This window comes from Nonomuraea sp. NPDC049129 (assembly GCF_040648495.1).
Classification (GTDB): Bacteria; Actinomycetota; Actinomycetes; order Streptosporangiales; family Streptosporangiaceae; genus Nonomuraea.
In genome coordinates, this window is record NZ_JBEZDU010000004.1 from 153,179 (window position 1) to 169,195 (window position 16,017).

The following is a 16,017-nucleotide window of genomic DNA, read 5'->3' on the forward strand; positions in this document are numbered from 1 at the left end:
CCAGCCTCTGTACGATGGCGGTTCTGGGCATTACGGCGCCCACCTCTGCCGAATGGCATACCCGCAACCCCCGAACAGGGAAAAGATCGGCCGAACGGCACATGGGCCGCGTCGACCCAGGCCAGCAGGCTGGTCGTATGGCAACGACAACCCCACGATCCCTGATCTCGCGCTGGCCCGCGTGGTCGGCCTACGCGGCGGCCCTGTGGTCTCTGAGCTACGGCCTGCTCGGCGCGGCCTGGGCGCTCGGCGCGCCCGGCTTCCCCTGGGGCGCCTCCGACCCCGATCTCGACGGGAAGCTGTCCATCCTCGCCGGCGCCACCCCACGGCCCGGCGGCTGGTGGATCGCCGCGTTCGGCGCGCTCGGCGCGATCCTCGCACTGACACTGACCCGTACCGGACGCGGACGCGGTCCGGCCTCTCTCACACCCCTGCTCCTGGCCTGGCCCATGGCGGCAGTACTGATCGTCGTGATCCCCGACTCCCGCCTCATGATGGGCGTGGCCTATTCACCGCTGCTGGTTGCCGCGCCGCTCTTCGACCTGAACGTGGGCGGCACCACCCTGGCCGATGCCTGGCCGTGGCCGGTGGTCAACCAGCTCGTGTGCGTGCTGGGCGGACTGCTGCTGGCCGCCGCGGCGCTCGCCTATCAGCGGCGTCGCCGTGACGCCTGCCGTACGTGCGGGCGTACCGGCCAGGACGGCTGGACCGCGCCCGAGGCGGCGGCTCGGTGGGGGCGCCGGGCCGTCTACATCGCCGCCACCGTGCCGCTGGTCTACTGCGCGACCCGGTGGTGCTGGGCGCTCGGCGTCCCGCTGGGGGTGAGCAAGGAGTTCCTCGTTGAAGGCGCACGCGATGCTCCCGGCATCTGGCTGGCCGGTGCCTACCTCGCCACCTTCGGGGCGGGCGGCGGCGTGCTCACCCTCGGGCTGGCGCAGCGCTGGGGCGAGGTGTTCCCGCGCTGGATCCTCGGCCTGAGGGGCAGGCGGGTGCCGCCGCTGCTCGCCATCATCCCGGCGACGCTGGTCGCGATCATCATCACGGTGGCCGGCATGACGTACATCCGTGGGGCGATCGCGGGCCGGTTCTCCATGTCGGAGTGGGGCGCCTGGCTGCCGGAGACGTTGTGGCCGGTCTGGGGAGGAGCGCTGGCAGCGGCGGCCCTCGCCTACCACCTGCGCCGCCGGGGCCAGTGCCGCCACTGCGGCCAAGGCGCCGACCGCCCGTCACCTCAGCTGGTCTCCTGATCGTGAGTGCGGCGGGTGTAGGCGGGGTGGCGAGCGATGGTGCCGGGTTGCCGCGTCGTCGCGTTGCCGTTCAGAGCCGCTTGCCGAGGCGTCGCGTTGCCGGTCAGAGCCTGCACGAGCCGATCTCGTACGGCGCTCAGCTCGGCGATCCGCTCCTCCAGAGCCGCGACTTTCCTGCTCACCGCTTCCACACTGGGCGGACAGGCCGGTCCCAGCGACACCTCGCCGTCGTCCAGGCAGGGCAGGAAGCCGCGTACGTCCTGGGCGGTGAAGCCGTTCGACAGCAGGAGCTGAATGTTGCGTACCTTGGCCACCGCGCTGCCGTCGTAATGCCGGTACCCGTTGACGGCCCGTTCCGGCTCAAGCAGGCCCTGCTGCTCGTAATAGCGCAAGGCCCGGACGGTGACGCCGCTCGCGCGCGCCAGCTCCCCGATCAGCACTACTGCAGTTTATGCCTTATGCTCCCGCTGCCACGGAGAGGCCGCCGTCGACGCGAACCACCGTGCCGGTGAGGTACCCGGCCTCGGGCCGCGTCACGTTCACGATCCACCAGGCGATCTCACCGGGCTGGGCGATGCGACCGAGCGGAATGCGTCCGACAAGTCCTTCGCCCGCGGCGGCGATCTGCTCCTGGGTGAACCCGGCGTGCGCCAGCACGGGCGTGGCGGTGATGCCAGGCGCCACGGACACGACCCGCACACCCTTGGGCGCGAGCTCGACCGCCCAGGTGGCCGTCAGGAAGTCGAGGGCGACCTTGGTCGATCCGTAGACGGAGTTGTCCGGCCAGCCGTACGAGGGCGGGTTGGAGGACACATTCACGATCGTCCCCTTCGCGGCGGCCAGGTACGGCAGGGCGGCCTGGGCCAGGAAGAGGGGCGTGAGGAGGTTCGTGGCGATCTGCTCTTCAGCGGTGTGGCGATCGATCGTCCCGAGCGCGGCGGGCCGAGTGATCGCGGCATTGTTGACCAGGACATCGATCCTGCCCAGGCGCTCCACCGCCGCCGCGACGATGCGCTCGGGCCCATCGGCTGCCGCGCCGTCCGCGACGAAGGTACTGATCGAGGGGTACGCGGCAGCGGTCTCCTCCAGACGCGCGGCGGTGCGACCGACCACGAGCACTCGCGCGCCCTCGGCGGCGAACTGGTGAGCCGTGGCACGGCCGATCCCCGTGCCGCCTCCGGTGATGACCACGCCCTTGCCTGCCAGGCCGTCCATGAGTGTCCTCTCTCTCCACAGGTGAGTGACCGCGACGCTAAAGGCTGACCTGGGGGTCAAGGTCAAAATGGGGGCTCCGTCCTCGAGTTACGACGCGGGCGGCTGGGAAAGGCCCTCAGACGGAACGCTGCGGCGGATGCGCGTCTGGGGGCCTTCTCCTCCCTGGGGGCAAGGGAGGTCTGCACCCCACGGCAGGTAGAGGCACCGTCGTACCGACCGTGGGGAGGTCTAGCGAGGCAGCAGCGCCCACACGACGCGCTCGCCAACCGGACTGCGGTGGGTATCCCATTGGCCGTTGGTGAGGGCGTCCACGACCAGGAGTCCGCGGCCTCCGGTCTCGTTCGGTCGAGGCCGGCGCGCGCGTGGAGTTTCGCCGGAGTTGCCGGGGTCGGTGATGGTCAATCGCCAAAACCCCGACTCGGGGGTTAGGTGCATTCGGACCCATATGGCGTTCGCGTGAATGATGGCGTTGGTGAGCAGTTCTGAGGCTATTTCCTGAAGGTCGAGAAGGGTGGGATGGTCCGGGCCCACCCATTCCACGAGTTCTCGGCGGGCCAACGAGGGAATCCGGCGGGATTCCGTCTCGCCCGTCGTCCATACCTTGACACCTGCGTACGGGGGGTTAGACACAGCTGCTCGCATGGCCACCTCGGAACGTACGGATCTCTTGCGATTGTGCGGTTGCAGATCCCAAGCATGGCCATGGTCAATGCGGATGTCTTCCGGAATCCCCCTCCAAAAGCTTCACAACCTGTGGTTGTCTTTGTGCGTACGGGTGTGCACGCGGCGGTGAAAGGGTGTGATATGTCGGAAGATGGGAATAAAGCTGCGAGAAACGCCAGCGAGGAATACCGGGCACGAATGCTGAAGTATCGAACAGCAAAGGATCTCACTCACGCCCGTCTCGCACCGCTCCTTCCCTGCAGTGAGAGTTTGATAGGCGCGGTTGAGCGAGGCACCCGGCTGCCCACCGAACCGTTCACCCGGCAGCTCGAAAAGGCATTGGGGCTGCATGGCGAGCTGCTGGAGCTGCTGCCCCCGATCAGAGGCTTGGGCCAGAAGTGGTTCAGGAAATGGCCGGCAGCCGAGCAAGCGGCGCGATTCATCCGGGTCTACGAACTGGCGTTGATCCCCGGCCTCCTCCAGACCGCCGACTACGCCAAGGCGATCTTTCAGGGCGAACCGGGGGCCCTACCCGCCGACGTAGAAGAGGAGGTCAAGGTTCGGCTCCAACGCCAGGCGATCTTGTCTCGGGTCTCTCCGCCTACCCTCTCCGTCATCCTGGATGAGAGCGTCTTGCGGCGGGAGGTCGGCGGACGTGAGGTGATGAGAGCGCAGCTGGCAAATCTGCTTGCTCTGATGGCCCGTCCATGCATTACGGTTCGGGTGATTCCCCTGGCATCAGGGGCTACGGCTGGATTGGTTAGCGCATTCGCGATAGCCGACACTGACGACGGTACGCAGACTGGCTACATCGACAGCGCCGAGAGCGGCGAGGTTACGCACCAGACAGAAATGATCCGGAAGCTAGGCGAGCGATGGGAGGTGCTGTCCGCTCTTGCGCAGCCCATCTACGAGACCGAGAAGATCATTCAGAGGGTGATGGAAAGTCATGACCGATAGGGAGTTGGTCACCGCTGCCTGGCGAAAGGCGACGGCCAGCGGCGGTAATGGAGGCAACTGCGTCGAGGTCGCCCCCCTGAGCGGTGGACGCGTAGGGGTGCGGCACAGTCGGCATCCGGAAGGTCCTGTCCTGGTCTACACGCAGGCTGAATGGGATGCCTTCCGGGATGGGATGTCCAAGGGAGAGTTCGACTTCTAGTCGGACCGGCGGGGGCCTGCCCGGTCGGGTGGGCCCCTTGTGGGCACGGCTTGGACTTCGTCATTGCTTGGCTACTTCACCTGGAAGCCCCCGCACATACGCTTCCACATCGCCTTGATTCAATGAACTGCCGCTGGGCCAGAACAAGCCGAGGTCGTGGGTCTTCACCGCCACCAAGACAGCGAGCAGAACGAGCATCGCACCCATCGCGGCAAGGTGGTATTTGCGCGGCAGATAAGCCAGAGCGAGCGCGGTGGCGCCACCCACGATGAGCCCACCGAGATGTCCCTCCCAGGAGGTGAACCCGGCCGAGATCACCAGCCAGATCAGGAAGAACATCATGAGCCGACCGCCCCCGAGCGGGTCGTGGCCAAGCCGCCGGCTGAAAACGAAGTACGCAGCCGCCAACCCGAAGATCGCTCCCGACGCGCCGACCGCTTCCGTGTCAGGGGAGATGAGGTACTCAAAGACCGAACTGCCCACGGCCGCCAGCAGGTAGAGCCCGACGAAGCGCAGCCTGCCCAGCATCTCCTCGACCGCCCGGCCCAGGGTCCACAACCAGTACAGGTTGAAGACGATGTGCAGGATGCCGAAACCGCCCTCAGTGGGTTGCAGGTGCAGGAAATTGGCCGTGATGAGCCGATACCACTCGCCGGCGGCCACACCAATGGGCGTCAGGCCGGTGTCGCTCTCGTAAACGTAGTACTGTCCGTCCGCGCCCAGCAGTCCGATGCCCAGGCCGTCCAGCCGGTCCACGAGCGAGGGCATGGCGATTTCCCCGGCGTAGGCCAGGACGATGATGACGATCAGAGCGTAGGTGACCACCGGAACGGCGGACACTTTGCCACCGAAGACGGTCCTGGCCTGCCGTACCGACTTGTTGCCCTCACGTACGCATTCGACGCACTGATGACCCACGGCCGCGTCCCGCATACAGTCAGGGCAAATGTAGCGGTCGCAGCGCGTGCAGCGGACATAGGTCTCGCTCTTGGAGTGCCTGTAGCAGGTCGGCACCTCGGAAATCTGCTCTTCCACGTCACTCCACACCTTCGACGGTTCCGGCGGAGAGCGAGAGTATCGAATTACCGGTATATAGGCGTTTTATTGATCAAATCGATTGTGATCCGATTCGGCCCCGAGTTCGGTCGTTCGGCCTCCTTGCGTGGGCGTCGCGCATCTTGTCCGCGGCCATGACCACGGGTCAAGATCCTTGCGGAGTGGGCCCGTCCTGTCCTGGAGGAGGGTAAGAGGCTAGCCGGGGGTCATGGTCTGGGTGCCGATGGTGCCGAGCAGGGCGAGTTTGGTCTCCGATTCGCTGCCCGGCTGCGCCGTGTAGATCACGATCCGCAGGTCGCCGTGCTGGCTGGTGAGGATGTCGCAGTCCAGGTCGATTCTGCCCACCTCGGGGTGGTCGACGCTCTTGGTTGGTTGGTGGCGGTCGGAGACCAGATGGGCGTCCCACAGCGTGCGGAAGGAGTCGCTGTGTTCGCGGAGCTGCTGGACGAACGCGTGCAGCCGCGGGTCGTCGGGATAGCGGGCGGCGGTCCGCCGGAGGTCGGCGACCATCGAGCGCTCGAAGTCCGTCCACTCGGCGGGTGTCATGATGATCCGGTGCGGCTGGCCGGTGAAGGCGAGCCAGAGCACATGGCGTTCCTGCTCGTCGAGGGCCGACGGGTCGCCCATCAGCGCCGCCCATGGCCGGTTCCAGAGGATGAGCGTCCACATCGCGTCGTACACGGCGATCGGGTGGTCATCGAGCCGGTTCAGCAGCCTGCGTACGCTCGCCGGGATCAACTGGCCGATCCGCCCGCTGCCGACCGCGTGGCCGGCCAGCAGGAAGAGATGGGTCTGTTCGGCGTCGTCCAGTTGCAGCGCCCGCGCCAGCGCGGCGCACACCTGCGCCGACGGCGTCGAGGCGCGGCCCTGCTCAAGGCGCACGATGTAGTCGGCCGACACGCCCGCCAGCATCGCGAGCTCCTCGCGCCGCAGGCCCCGCGTGCGCCGTTGTCCGTTGGCGGGCAGGCCCGCCTGTGCGGGGGGCAGTCGCTCGCGCCAGACTCGCAGGATCGTCGCCAGTTCGCCGTTGCCACTCACCCCCTCATCGTCGCACCACCCCGCCGCTCGTGCCTGGTACGGGTGTTCCCAGGAAGACCCTTCGCTGGTACGACCTGCGACGACGGTGTGAGGCTGGAGTCATGACAACAACAGTGATCACCGGGGCCAACAAGGGCCTCGGCTTCGAGACCGCCCGCCAACTCGTCGCAGCGGGCCATACCGTCTACATCGGCGCACGCAACGAGGACAACGCCCGGCGGGCGGCGAAGGAGCTGGGCGCGTTGCCGCTGCTCATCGACGTCACCGACGAGGCGTCGGTCCAGGCGGCCGCGGAACTCGTGGACAAGGAGCAGGGCGGCCTGGACGTCCTGGTCAACAATGCGGGCATCGCCGGTGGTGCGCCTCCGGCGAGCGAGTTCACCGGGGCGGACCTGGAGACCGTCCTGAACACCAATGTCGTGGGCGTCGTCCGGGTGACCCACGCGTTCCTGCCGCTGCTGCTGCGCGGCGGGCATGGAGTCGTGGTCAACGTCGGCAGCGGCCTCGGTTCGTTCTCCCGGGTCCACGACCCCGAGCGCATCGAGTCCAAGGTGCCCGCCTTGGCCTACACCGCCTCCAAGGCCGCGCTCGCCATGCTGACCGTCCAGTACGCGAGGCTCTGCCCCGAGCTGCGGGTCAACGTGGTCGACCCCGGCTACACCGCCACCGATCTCAACGGCTTCAGCGGGACCCAGACCGTCCAGGAAGGCGCGGCCCCGATCGTACGAGCCGCGCTGCTCGGCGCCGACGGGCCCACCGGCGCGTTCTTCGACCCCGCCGGAGTGGCACCCTGGTAACGCCTGAACCGGTCGGCGGGCAGGTGACGTCTCACCTTTGTGAATCTCCGTCACGTGGCCGTCGTCGTCACAGCGATCTGCGCGGTCACCGTCCTGACAACATCCTCGGCGAGCAGCCCGCCAACCGTCCCGACGTCGTGCCCGCGACAGTGGGGAGGCCACCACGCCGGTGGCTGGGTGCCTGCCGCCGGGCAGATCGACGAGGTCGGCGACTACCTCGTGCCTGGCAGGCCGGTCACCGCGATGATCTGCGCGTACCCGGGCGACAACACCCGCATGGGCGGCGAGCGGCTGGCCGGAACGCGGACCCTGACCGGGGACGCCGAGGCCATGGCCCGCGACCTCGGCTACCTTCCGGTCAGCACGGAGGAGCGCGATGTCATATGCACGCTGATGGGCGGCCCGATGACCAACTACCTCATCCGGTTCGCCTACCCTGGCGGCGGAGGGCTCTGGGTGGGCAGCGCCGAGGAGGCCAACGGCTGCGTCCGGACCACGAACGGCACGGTCCAATCCCGCTCGTACGTAGGCCGGAGCCTCACCGCCGCCTACCGGACCGGAACATGGCGGCTCGTACACCCCGACGACCCCTGCCAGATGCCCGGCGAGCGCCGGGGCCAGGACGAGCGGATGGTGCCCGACGAGCCCATCTCCGTTCTGGTGTGCAGGCGTGCGACCAGGGCTGGTGAGAGGGATCCGCGGCGTGAGCACGGCAGTCGGACGGCAGGACCTCTGGCGGAAACGCTGAACGCCCTGGACGCTGGGGGGAAGGAGATCCTTAATGAGATCAGCTGCAACCCGGCCGACTGGTTCGATCTCCTGTTCGGATACGCGGAAGGGCCACCTGTCCGGGTGTCGATCGTGCTGGGCTGTGATCATGGCATCGACAACGGGTTTCTCAATGCGGCCCTTGATGATGCCCTCCGCGACCAGATCATCCGTCTTGCCCCGCCGGGCTAGCGCTGTTGCGCGAGCCACTCGTCGAAGGTGGTCGGCGCGATGCGGGCGTCCTTGCCGGGCAGCAGCGCGTTGCCGGCCGCCTCCGGGCCGAGTGCCGCCGACCACGTGGGCACGAGCTTCACCGTACGGCCGCGCGCCTCGTTGGTGCGCCGGGCCATGTCCACCAGGTCCTGTGGGTCGGGACCGGCGACGTCGACGTAACGACCCCGCGGCTCGCCCACCGCGATCTCGGCGAGGATGTCGGCCACGTCCGCGGGCGCGATCGGCTGTACGAGCAGCGGCGGGATCGTCGCGACACCGTCCTGCTCGGTCCAGCTCGTCAGCAGCGCGGCGAAGTCGTGAAACTGCGTGGCCGGGACGATCGTCCACGGCACCGCTCCCTCGGACACGAGGCGCTCCTGCTCCCGCTTGCCGGCGTAGTGAGCGTTGCCCTCGATGCCATGGATCCCGACGATCGAGAGCAGCACATGGTGACGGACGCCGGCTCGTTCCTCGGCGGCGAGCAGGTTTCGCGTGGCGGCGCCGAAGTAGGCCACCGTCTCGGCCTCGTTGGTCGCCGGTCCGTTGGTGGCGTCGATGACCGCCTCGACGCCGGCCAGTGCGTCGTCGAGTCCGTCACCGGTCACCAGGTCCACGCCCAGCGAGCGGCTGATCCGGACGACCTCGTGCCCGCCGCGTTCGAGGGCGGCGACGGTGAGGGCTCCGATGTTCCCGGTCGCACCGGCGATCGCGATCCGCATGATGATCTCTCTTTCTCTGGCTGACCCGCGAGAGCGCTATCACGGACTAAACAGGTCCATAATATCTGCGATAGGCTCGGAGGCGTGAAGCTGCCGGTGAGCACTGAATGGGTTCTGCACTGCGCCACGACGCTGGCGCAGCTCGATGCGGGAGCCAGTGCGTCGGCGGCACAGCTCGCGCAGTACTACGACCTTCCGGCGCCCTATCTCACCAAGCAGCTGAAGGCACTTGTCAGGGCCGGCCTGCTGGGCGCGACCACAGGTCCGCGAGGCGGGTTCCGGCTCGCGCTGCCCCCTTCCGAGATTACGCTCCTGCGGATCGTCGAGGCCGTCGACGGCACGTCCCCTCCGTACGAGTGCCGTGAGATCCGCCAACGAGGACGGGGCGCGCTGCCTGCCGAGGACTGCCGCCGCACCTGCGTCCTCGCCGAGAAGATGGCCGACGCGCACGAGGCATGGCGAGGCAGCCTTGCCGGGGTCACCCTCGCCGACATCCTCGCCGAGCTGCCCCCTTCGGCGCCGGCCCGCACCCGGCGGCTCCTGGCGGGGACGGCGTAGGCCGCCCCCGCAGGACGGCGAGCCGGCGCAAGCTCAACAATCTCAAAGCGCAGGTGAAGGGCTAGGCGATCGTGCCCGAAGCGGCGGGCAAACTCCCTAGCAGCGCGTCCCTGGAGGCCGCCGCGGCCTCCTCGGCTGTCGTGATCGCCGCGAGGATGGCGGCGGCCAAGCTCGTCGCGTCCAGTCGCCTCCTGCTCCGCGGGGAGATCTCCAACCGCGTGATGGTGCCGAGCGCGTCGGTGACGGCCACAATCCCACCCTCGTCGGCCACGCCGGCGAACTCGGCGGCACTCCACTCCTCCACCCTCGCCTCCGCCTGCTCGGCGGCGGCGATCAACGCCTCCAGCCGCGCCTGCGCCTCCTCCATGCCCTCCATCGCTCACTCTCCTCGCAGCACGTTGCGGATGTGGCCGTCGAGCGGGTCGGCGGCGCCCTCTGCGCTCGCGGTGTCAGGCGCTTGTCCCGTCAGATCCTGGACGACCTGAGTCAGCCGCTCCCCCATCGCGAGGTGGGCCGCGGCGATCGCCTCACAAACGGCCTGGGCGAGCTGGACGTGGTCCAGGCCGCGCAGCCCGCGCGGGTCGATGGACAACCCGCGCAGGCGGCCAGTGCCGGACACCTCGGCGCGGACGACCTCGGACGGGTCGGCCCCCGCCAGCCGTTCCTCCTCCAACTCGCCCAGCGCCCCGGCCAGGGTGCGCGCCCAGCCGTCCGTCTCGCGCAGCAGTCCGTCGACGTCGTCCTGCCGACCCCCGGCGAACGCCTCGACACGCCTCATGAGGCTTCCTTCGACATGGGAACCCAGTAGTTTTCCAGCTGGGTGGGGTCCGCGATCGCAGGAGTGAGGTGGAGATCGCGTGGCCCCAGCGCCGGGTTGCCGGACCGGTAGAAGGCGCCCCTCAGATCGTTGAGCTTGAGTTCGAGCTTGTTGAGGGTGCCCTCGTAGGAGTTGTACACGTCGGCGAACTGCTTGACCAGATTTCCTGCCGCGCTCATGAACAGGCCGACCTGGGTCATCAGGGCGACCCTCCCCACCGGGTGTGCGCTCATGGCGGCGACGGCGCGCAGTATGGGGGCCGAAGTGGCGTAGAGCCCGAACACCGACAGGTCGTACTCCAGTACCTCTTTGTACTGGCCGTGCATGGCGCCGCTCATCTCGTCAGTGATCTTGCCAAGCTGGCCGTACAAGCCGTTGACGTTAAAGCGGACGTACTGCTGGAGCGTATCCCTCGCTTGACCCTTCCAGTTGGGGGAGATGTCATCAAAAAAGGCACGCCACAAGTCGGACCGGCTGCCTTCCAGCAGTCCGGCCATGCTCTTCCACTGCTCACGCCGATCGTAGAACAGGAACGGGTTGCCCAGGTTGAGGGTGGCCGCCACGTCCAGCGCGAGCGCGGCGACGCCGAGCCCCGAAACAGCCATCGCGGCCCTGTTGGACTGGCGCAGCGGATTCAGCTCCGTGATCAGCCGCTTGTAGAAGCCGGGGTCGGTGCGCGGCTTGGGAGCGACTGTGACGGTCCGCTGTACGGTGCCGCTGGCGTTGGAGATATAGAGCTGCTGATTGGCCACAGGGGTGGTGCTGCCCGGCACGATCAGCTTCGGCGGTTCTCCAGACGGAGTCGACATCGCGAATCTCTCCTCACTCGGCGGTGCTGGCCCGCGCGGCGGCGACGTAGTTGTCCGCGGCTTTGTCAATCTTGCCGCTGTCGGTGCGCAGCACTTCGGAGAGGATGCCCGCGCTGTCCCGCCAGGTGTCGGCGATGGTGTTCAACCGGTTGACGAACATCAGCCCGACAATGGGCACTCCGGCCATGGGGGCCAGATTCCAGCCCTCGAAGCGAGGAGTCCACTGCTTGACGGTGTCCACGCCGGTGGCCGAGTCGTCCATGGTGCCGGCGAACTTCCGCACGTACCCCGCGTCGGTCTCGTAGCCTTTCGCGGGGCCGTCGGTGTCCTCGAGCAGTGGCGCGGACTTGGCCAGTGAGGCCTGCACCGGCTGCGCGCGTAGCCGCGACGGGAGGCACAGGGGCGGCGGGCACGCGGGGACGTGCGGACACGGGCTTACCAGCGACGGCGAGGGGCCGGGCGTCCCGAACGCCGGCGAGCCCGGAGAGGTGGTCGGCGAAAGGTTGCCGGGCGGTTGACTGGCCATGGATAAAGGTTTATCGGACGACACGGGACATTTTTACCACGATCATGGTAATTGTCCGCGCGAGCCCCCGTTTCCGCGGGGTGGGGGGATTTGTGTCGGTAGTGATCTCTATGGTCCCTGCCATGACGAGCTGGGACGAGATACGCGGACCAGTTGACCAGGCTCGTCCCCGGCCAGGCCGGAAAACCAGGTGCGGCGACCGGCGGGCCGGGAGTAGAAACGGCGTCATGGACGAGCAGCCCCTGCCGGGTGGCAGACATGTCGGCGGCGTACGCATCGGCGATACCGTCCATCGGCCCGCCAACCCCTGGACGCGCACCGTCCACACCGTGCTGAACCATCTGGAGGCGGCCGGGTTCGAGGGGGCGCCGCGGGTCCTCGGGTTCGACGAGCGAGGGCGCGAGGTGCTGACCTACCTCCCGGGCGACACGATCGGGGAGCAGGCTCCCTGGCCCGCGTGGCCCTGGTCGGACAGCGCGCTCAAGCAGGTCGGGGCCTGGATGCGGCGGCTGCACGACGCGACGGCGACGTTCGTGCCCGAGCCGGACGCGGTCTGGTTCACCGGGCGTCCCTGGCGGCCGGGGCTGGTCATCGGGCACCACGACGCCTCTCCTTACAACGCGGTATGGCAGGAGGACGACCTGGTCGGGTTCGTCGACTGGGACACGGCCGGGCCGTCCTCGCGGGAGCGCGATCTGGCCTACAGCGCGTTGACGTGGGTTCCGCTGCACGCTCGGCGGGTCGTCACGGAGCAGGGGTTCACGGCGTTCGAGGATCGCTCCCGGCGGCTGCACCTGCTGCTCGACGCCTACGGCTACGAGGGCGACCGTACGGCGTTCCGCTCCGAGGTGGTCGACCGGGCGCGGATGAACGCCGAGGTCATCCGCCGGCTCGCCGAGGGCGGTGAGCCGGTCTACCAGGCGCTACTGCCGTTCGCCGCGAACCTCGAACAGGCCGTGGTCGAGATCGAGGCGCTGCCGGAGGCCTTCTGGGAGCGCGGCTGAGGGGCCGCCCGCGGGATGCGTGACCTTTTTGTGATCCCGCGGGCGTGACATCTCCGGAAAATAGGAGATAATGAAAGCGAAGTCCAGCAGAGGGCTTCGTCTCGTGTTATCGAGGCGTGTCTCTGTCTGGGCTTTTGTCTTTGGACGGGACCGCCTGCAGTAGATATGAGGAGCAGGAATGACCGTCCAGCAGGCTCACGCTCAGCCTCAGGCACTCGTGCTCGACGAGATGACCGCCGAACAACTCCTGGTCGAAATGGTCAAGCCGGAGACCTCCGAGCTCGACAGGGTACGGATCCGCGAGCGTCTCGTAGCAATGCACGAGTGGCTGGCCAACGACATCACCCGCCGCTACCGCTACCGCGGCGAGCCCATCGAAGACCTGCGCCAGGCCGCCTACGTCGGCCTCATGAAGGCGATCAACGGCTTCGACGCCGAGCTCGGCCACGACTTCAGGGGCTACGCGGTCGTCACCATGACCGGCGAGGTCAAGCGCCACTTCCGGGACCGTACCTGGGCCATCCGGGTGCCGCGCGTCTACCAGGAGCGCCGCTCCGAGCTCAACAAGCTCGTCTCCGACCTCAGCCAGACCCTCGGGCGCGCCCCCACGGTCGCCGAGCTGGCCGAGAAGATGAAGATCTCCCAGGAGGACGTGCTGCTCACGATGGACGCCTCGGCGGCCTACAGCACGCTCTCGCTCGACGCCCCGACGGGTGTCGACGACGACTCCGCCTCCCTCGGCGACGTCATCCCCGAACACGACGAATCGCTCGACTCCCTGGTCGACAAGCACGCCGTCAAGCCGCTCATCGACGCGCTGCCCGTACGGGAGAAGAAGATCCTGTTGCTGCGCTTCTACGGCAACATGACGCAGGCCGAGATCGCCGCGGAGTTCGGGATCTCGCAGATGCACGTCTCGCGCATCCTGCGCAAGGTCCTCGACGACCTGCGCAAGGGCCTGTCGGACTGAGGTCCGCGGCCGCACCGCTTCGGCCGGCGCCACATCGCGCCGGCCGAAGCGGCGTCACCACAGGCGCCACAACAGGCGTCACCGCAACTCGACACCGATCAGGCACGTGTCGTCGTCGGTGTCGGAGTTGCAGTGCGTCAGCAGGTGGTCCAGCCGCAGGTCGAGGGTACGAGCCGGCTGCCCGGCGATGACCAGCAGGTGGTTCTGGGCGTGCTGCAGGGCGCGGTCCCGGCGTTCGATGAGCCCGTCCGTGTACATCATCAGGGTGTCGCCGGCTTCGAGCTGCAGTTGCCCCTCCTCGTACGCCGCCTCCGACACCGCGCCGAGCAGCAGTCCCTGGACCATCGGCAGCTCCGACGCGTTGGTCCCCCGGACCAGGAGCGGCGGCAGGTGCCCGGCGCGGGCCCAGCGCAGGACCTTGGTCCGCGGGTCGTACAGGCCGCAGATCGCGGTCGCGGTCACGCTGTCGGTGAGGTGGTGGGCGACCAGGTTGAGCCAGGTCAGCAGCTGGCCGGGCCCCGCGCCGGTGGCGGCCAGGCCGCGCAGGGCGTTGCGCAGCACGACCATGCCGGTGGCCGCCTGGATGCCGTGTCCGGCCACGTCGCCCACGGACAGGAGCACCTGCTTGGACGGCAGTACGACGGCGTCGTACCAGTCGCCGCCGACCAGGTGTTCCTCCTCGGCGGGCCGGTAGCGGACGGCGATCCGCAGCCCGAAGGCGTCCGTCGTCGCGTGCGTCGACGGCATGATGGCCCGCTGCAGTTGCAGGGCGAGGCGGTTGCGCTCGGCGGTCTGCTGCTCGCTGTGGGCGAGCTGGTCGCGGGTCGCGGCGAGCGCCACCTCGGTCCAGTGCTGTGAGGAAATGTCCTGATAAGCACCGCGTACGGCCAGCAACCGGTCGTCGGCCCCGAAAACCGGCTCCGCCACCACGCGGATGTGCCGGGCGATCCCGTCGGGCCGCTGGAGCCGGAACGCCGTCGAAGCCGAGCGCCGATGGTGCAGCACGGTGCGCAAGAACCGGCCGATACCGGTCTCGTCGTCGGGATGGGCGTGCTCGCGCAGCCGTTCGAGGGGGATCGGCTCGTCGCCGGGAGACAGGCCGTACAGGGCGAAGAGCTGGTCGTTCCAGGTGACCCGGCCGGTGAGCGCGTTCTCCTCGAAGCCGCCGATGCGGCCCAGGCGCTGGGCGTGCTGCAGGATGCCGGCCAGCCGCGCCCGTTCGTCCTGCGGCCGCCAGATGAGCAGCACGCAGTCGCCGTGGCGGGTGGCGCTGACGCCGGCCTCGGTGCTCAGCCGTACCTGGTCCACCAGGGTGTCGAGGGTCATGCGGTCGGTGCGGAACGGCTCGCCGGTCGCGTGTACGTGCTCGACCTTGGCGAACAGGCCGCCGTTCTCGGCCGCCAGCGGGTACGCCTCCAGCAGCAGCGCCCCGGTGACCCGGTGGTGCGGGCGCCCGGCCGGGTCGGCGAACCGGCCGTTGGCGTGCACGATGCGGAAATCGGTCAGTCTGCCGCGGCTGTCGAGGTGCGGGCAGAGCACCAGGGCGGGATCATGCAGTCCGTCGGCCAGGTCGACGAGCTCGGAGAAGGCCGGGTCGGGCGACACGGGCCCGTCCGGCGCGAACGTGTCCAGGGTATGGGCGCACAGGTCCGCCAGCGCCTCGATCTGCCGCTCTATCTGCGGCGGCTGCGGCTCCAGGTCATGCGGCCAGCCGATCTCCAGGACACCCAGGATGCGGCCGCCCGTACCGGCGGGCACCGTCACCCGCCCGCCCTCGGCCGCCGGCCGGTGTCCGATGGTGGGCAGCCCGGCCTCGCGCAGGGCCGGGAACCAGACGGTCCGGCGCTCCGAGAGAGCCTGACGAGCCGGGGTGGCCACCCCCGGAGGGACGTACCGCCACCGCATGGCCTCCTCGGCGCTGAGCCCCGCGTAGCCGGCCAGGCTGAGCGAGGCGTCGGGACCGGCGGCCCACACGGCGACCGTCGTCGCGCCGAGCGGCACCAGCGCGTGCTCCAGGAGCGACCCGGCGACCGCCTGGGTGTCGCTCGCGCCGAGCGCGCCGCTCTCGGCGGCGCGCAGCCGCAGGGAGACGGAGTGGCGCGCACGGTCGTGGTCCGTCGTCGCCAAGCGCAGGAACTCGCCGGCCGTCTCGCTGATGCGGTCCTGCGCCGCCTGGTCGATGATGACCGAGGCCAGCTCCAGCTGCGACATCCCGGCCTGCTCGGCGAGCGTGGTGAGCTGGCGGGCGGCTTGGGCGGGGCCGCAGCGCAGCCGCTCGACCAGGACGCCCTTGGCCAGCTCGATCAGGGCGCGTCCGTCGGCGGCCAGGTGGGCGTCCTGGATCTCCTTGCGCAGCCGTTCGATCGTGGCGGCCAGCCGCCCGACGTTCGCGTCATCGGCTGAAGCCTCCGCATGGGCGGTGCCGGGCTGCTGTGCTGGTTGCAAGGTGGGACTCCTG

General features: G+C 68.8%; 19 protein-coding genes. 8 read left to right on the plus strand and 11 right to left on the minus strand.

Translation table 11 applies throughout. The features are described from left to right. The first annotated feature begins 137 nt into the window (after positions 1–137). Positions 138–1,247, plus strand: coding sequence for a hypothetical protein (locus AB0B64_RS13565; protein ID WP_358177174.1), 1,110 nt, complete (start codon positions 138–140; stop codon positions 1,245–1,247). Here AB0B64_RS13565 and AB0B64_RS13570 read toward each other — a convergent pair. The 3 genes from AB0B64_RS13570 to AB0B64_RS13580 form a co-directional block, all read right to left on the minus strand. Next, complete coding sequence (locus AB0B64_RS13570) at positions 1,232–1,687, minus strand: MerR family transcriptional regulator (RefSeq protein WP_357941844.1); 456 nt, start codon at positions 1,685–1,687, stop codon at positions 1,232–1,234. The two genes, AB0B64_RS13565 and AB0B64_RS13570, sit on opposite strands and share 16 nt — an antisense overlap. Before the next feature lie 16 nt (positions 1,688–1,703). Next, a complete protein-coding gene (locus AB0B64_RS13575) occupies positions 1,704–2,462 on the minus strand; it encodes an SDR family oxidoreductase (protein ID WP_358177177.1) in 759 nt (252 codons plus the stop codon). 228 nt (positions 2,463–2,690) lie between these two features. After that, positions 2,691–3,104: an ATP-binding protein gene (locus AB0B64_RS13580; protein ID WP_357941848.1), complete on the minus strand. Its 414-nt coding sequence runs from the start codon at positions 3,102–3,104 to the stop codon at positions 2,691–2,693. A 33-nt stretch (positions 3,105–3,137) separates the two neighbouring features. Here AB0B64_RS13580 and AB0B64_RS13585 point away from each other — a divergent pair, with 33 nt between their 5' ends. Together AB0B64_RS13585 and AB0B64_RS13590 are read left to right on the plus strand one after the other, a co-directional pair. Further along, on the plus strand, positions 3,138–4,085 hold the full coding sequence (locus AB0B64_RS13585; RefSeq protein WP_358177180.1) for a DUF5753 domain-containing protein: 948 nt from the start codon (positions 3,138–3,140) through the stop codon (positions 4,083–4,085). Continuing rightward, positions 4,075–4,284, plus strand: coding sequence for a DUF397 domain-containing protein (locus tag AB0B64_RS13590; protein ID WP_358177182.1), 210 nt, complete (start codon positions 4,075–4,077; stop codon positions 4,282–4,284). The genes AB0B64_RS13585 and AB0B64_RS13590 overlap by 11 nt, the downstream gene beginning before the upstream one ends. A 60-nt stretch (positions 4,285–4,344) precedes the next feature. Here the strand turns inward: AB0B64_RS13590 and AB0B64_RS13595 are convergent, their stop codons facing one another. Together AB0B64_RS13595 and AB0B64_RS13600 are read right to left on the minus strand one after the other, a co-directional pair. Further along, positions 4,345–5,319: a rhomboid family intramembrane serine protease gene (locus tag AB0B64_RS13595; protein WP_358177185.1), complete on the minus strand. Its 975-nt coding sequence runs from the start codon at positions 5,317–5,319 to the stop codon at positions 4,345–4,347. A 216-nt stretch (positions 5,320–5,535) separates the two neighbouring features. After that, positions 5,536–6,378: a helix-turn-helix transcriptional regulator gene (locus tag AB0B64_RS13600; protein WP_358177188.1), complete on the minus strand. Its 843-nt coding sequence runs from the start codon at positions 6,376–6,378 to the stop codon at positions 5,536–5,538. Between the two features lie 101 nt (positions 6,379–6,479). Between AB0B64_RS13600 and AB0B64_RS13605 the strand changes: the two genes are divergently transcribed. Together AB0B64_RS13605 and AB0B64_RS13610 are read left to right on the plus strand one after the other, a co-directional pair. Beyond that, the gene (locus AB0B64_RS13605) at positions 6,480–7,175 is read left to right on the plus strand and encodes an SDR family NAD(P)-dependent oxidoreductase (RefSeq protein WP_357941860.1); all 696 of its coding nucleotides are present in this window, start codon (positions 6,480–6,482) and stop codon (positions 7,173–7,175) included. A gap of 54 nt (positions 7,176–7,229) precedes the next feature. Further along, complete coding sequence (locus AB0B64_RS13610; protein WP_358177191.1) at positions 7,230–8,135, plus strand: hypothetical protein; 906 nt, start codon at positions 7,230–7,232, stop codon at positions 8,133–8,135. Here AB0B64_RS13610 and AB0B64_RS13615 read toward each other — a convergent pair. Continuing rightward, positions 8,132–8,875: an NAD(P)H-binding protein gene (locus AB0B64_RS13615; RefSeq protein WP_358177194.1), complete on the minus strand. Its 744-nt coding sequence runs from the start codon at positions 8,873–8,875 to the stop codon at positions 8,132–8,134. The two genes, AB0B64_RS13610 and AB0B64_RS13615, sit on opposite strands and share 4 nt — an antisense overlap. An 84-nt stretch (positions 8,876–8,959) precedes the next feature. On the opposite strand from AB0B64_RS13615, the gene AB0B64_RS13620 reads away from it, so the two are divergent. Next, positions 8,960–9,433: an Rrf2 family transcriptional regulator gene (locus AB0B64_RS13620; RefSeq protein ID WP_357941866.1), complete on the plus strand. Its 474-nt coding sequence runs from the start codon at positions 8,960–8,962 to the stop codon at positions 9,431–9,433. A 61-nt stretch (positions 9,434–9,494) separates the two neighbouring features. Here the strand turns inward: AB0B64_RS13620 and AB0B64_RS13625 are convergent, their stop codons facing one another. From AB0B64_RS13625 to AB0B64_RS13640, 4 genes are all read right to left on the minus strand, one after another. Further along, positions 9,495–9,809 (minus strand): YbaB/EbfC family nucleoid-associated protein, encoded by a 315-nt coding sequence (locus AB0B64_RS13625; protein ID WP_358177197.1) that lies wholly within the window; start codon positions 9,807–9,809, stop codon positions 9,495–9,497. Positions 9,810–9,812: 3 nt separating this feature from the next. After that, entirely contained in the window at positions 9,813–10,211 is a 399-nt protein-coding gene (locus AB0B64_RS13630; protein ID WP_358177200.1) for a YbaB/EbfC family nucleoid-associated protein, read from the minus strand. Continuing rightward, a complete protein-coding gene (locus AB0B64_RS13635; RefSeq protein ID WP_358177203.1) occupies positions 10,208–11,002 on the minus strand; it encodes a hypothetical protein in 795 nt (264 codons plus the stop codon). Before AB0B64_RS13635 ends, AB0B64_RS13630 begins: the two co-directional genes overlap by 4 nt. Positions 11,003–11,072: 70 nt before the next feature. Beyond that, positions 11,073–11,585: a hypothetical protein gene (locus AB0B64_RS13640; RefSeq protein WP_357941875.1), complete on the minus strand. Its 513-nt coding sequence runs from the start codon at positions 11,583–11,585 to the stop codon at positions 11,073–11,075. 227 nt (positions 11,586–11,812) lie between these two features. Between AB0B64_RS13640 and AB0B64_RS13645 the strand changes: the two genes are divergently transcribed. Both AB0B64_RS13645 and AB0B64_RS13650 read left to right on the plus strand, forming a co-directional pair. Next, a complete protein-coding gene (locus AB0B64_RS13645) occupies positions 11,813–12,589 on the plus strand; it encodes a phosphotransferase (RefSeq protein WP_358177205.1) in 777 nt (258 codons plus the stop codon). Between the two features lie 178 nt (positions 12,590–12,767). Next, positions 12,768–13,559, plus strand: a complete 792-nt coding sequence (locus tag AB0B64_RS13650; RefSeq protein ID WP_357941879.1) for a SigB/SigF/SigG family RNA polymerase sigma factor — start codon at positions 12,768–12,770, stop codon at positions 13,557–13,559. 78 nt (positions 13,560–13,637) lie between these two features. On the opposite strand, the gene AB0B64_RS13655 is transcribed toward AB0B64_RS13650, so the two are convergent. Continuing rightward, positions 13,638–16,004 (minus strand): SpoIIE family protein phosphatase, encoded by a 2,367-nt coding sequence (locus AB0B64_RS13655; protein WP_358177208.1) that lies wholly within the window; start codon positions 16,002–16,004, stop codon positions 13,638–13,640. Between the last annotated feature and the right edge of the window lie 13 nt (positions 16,005–16,017).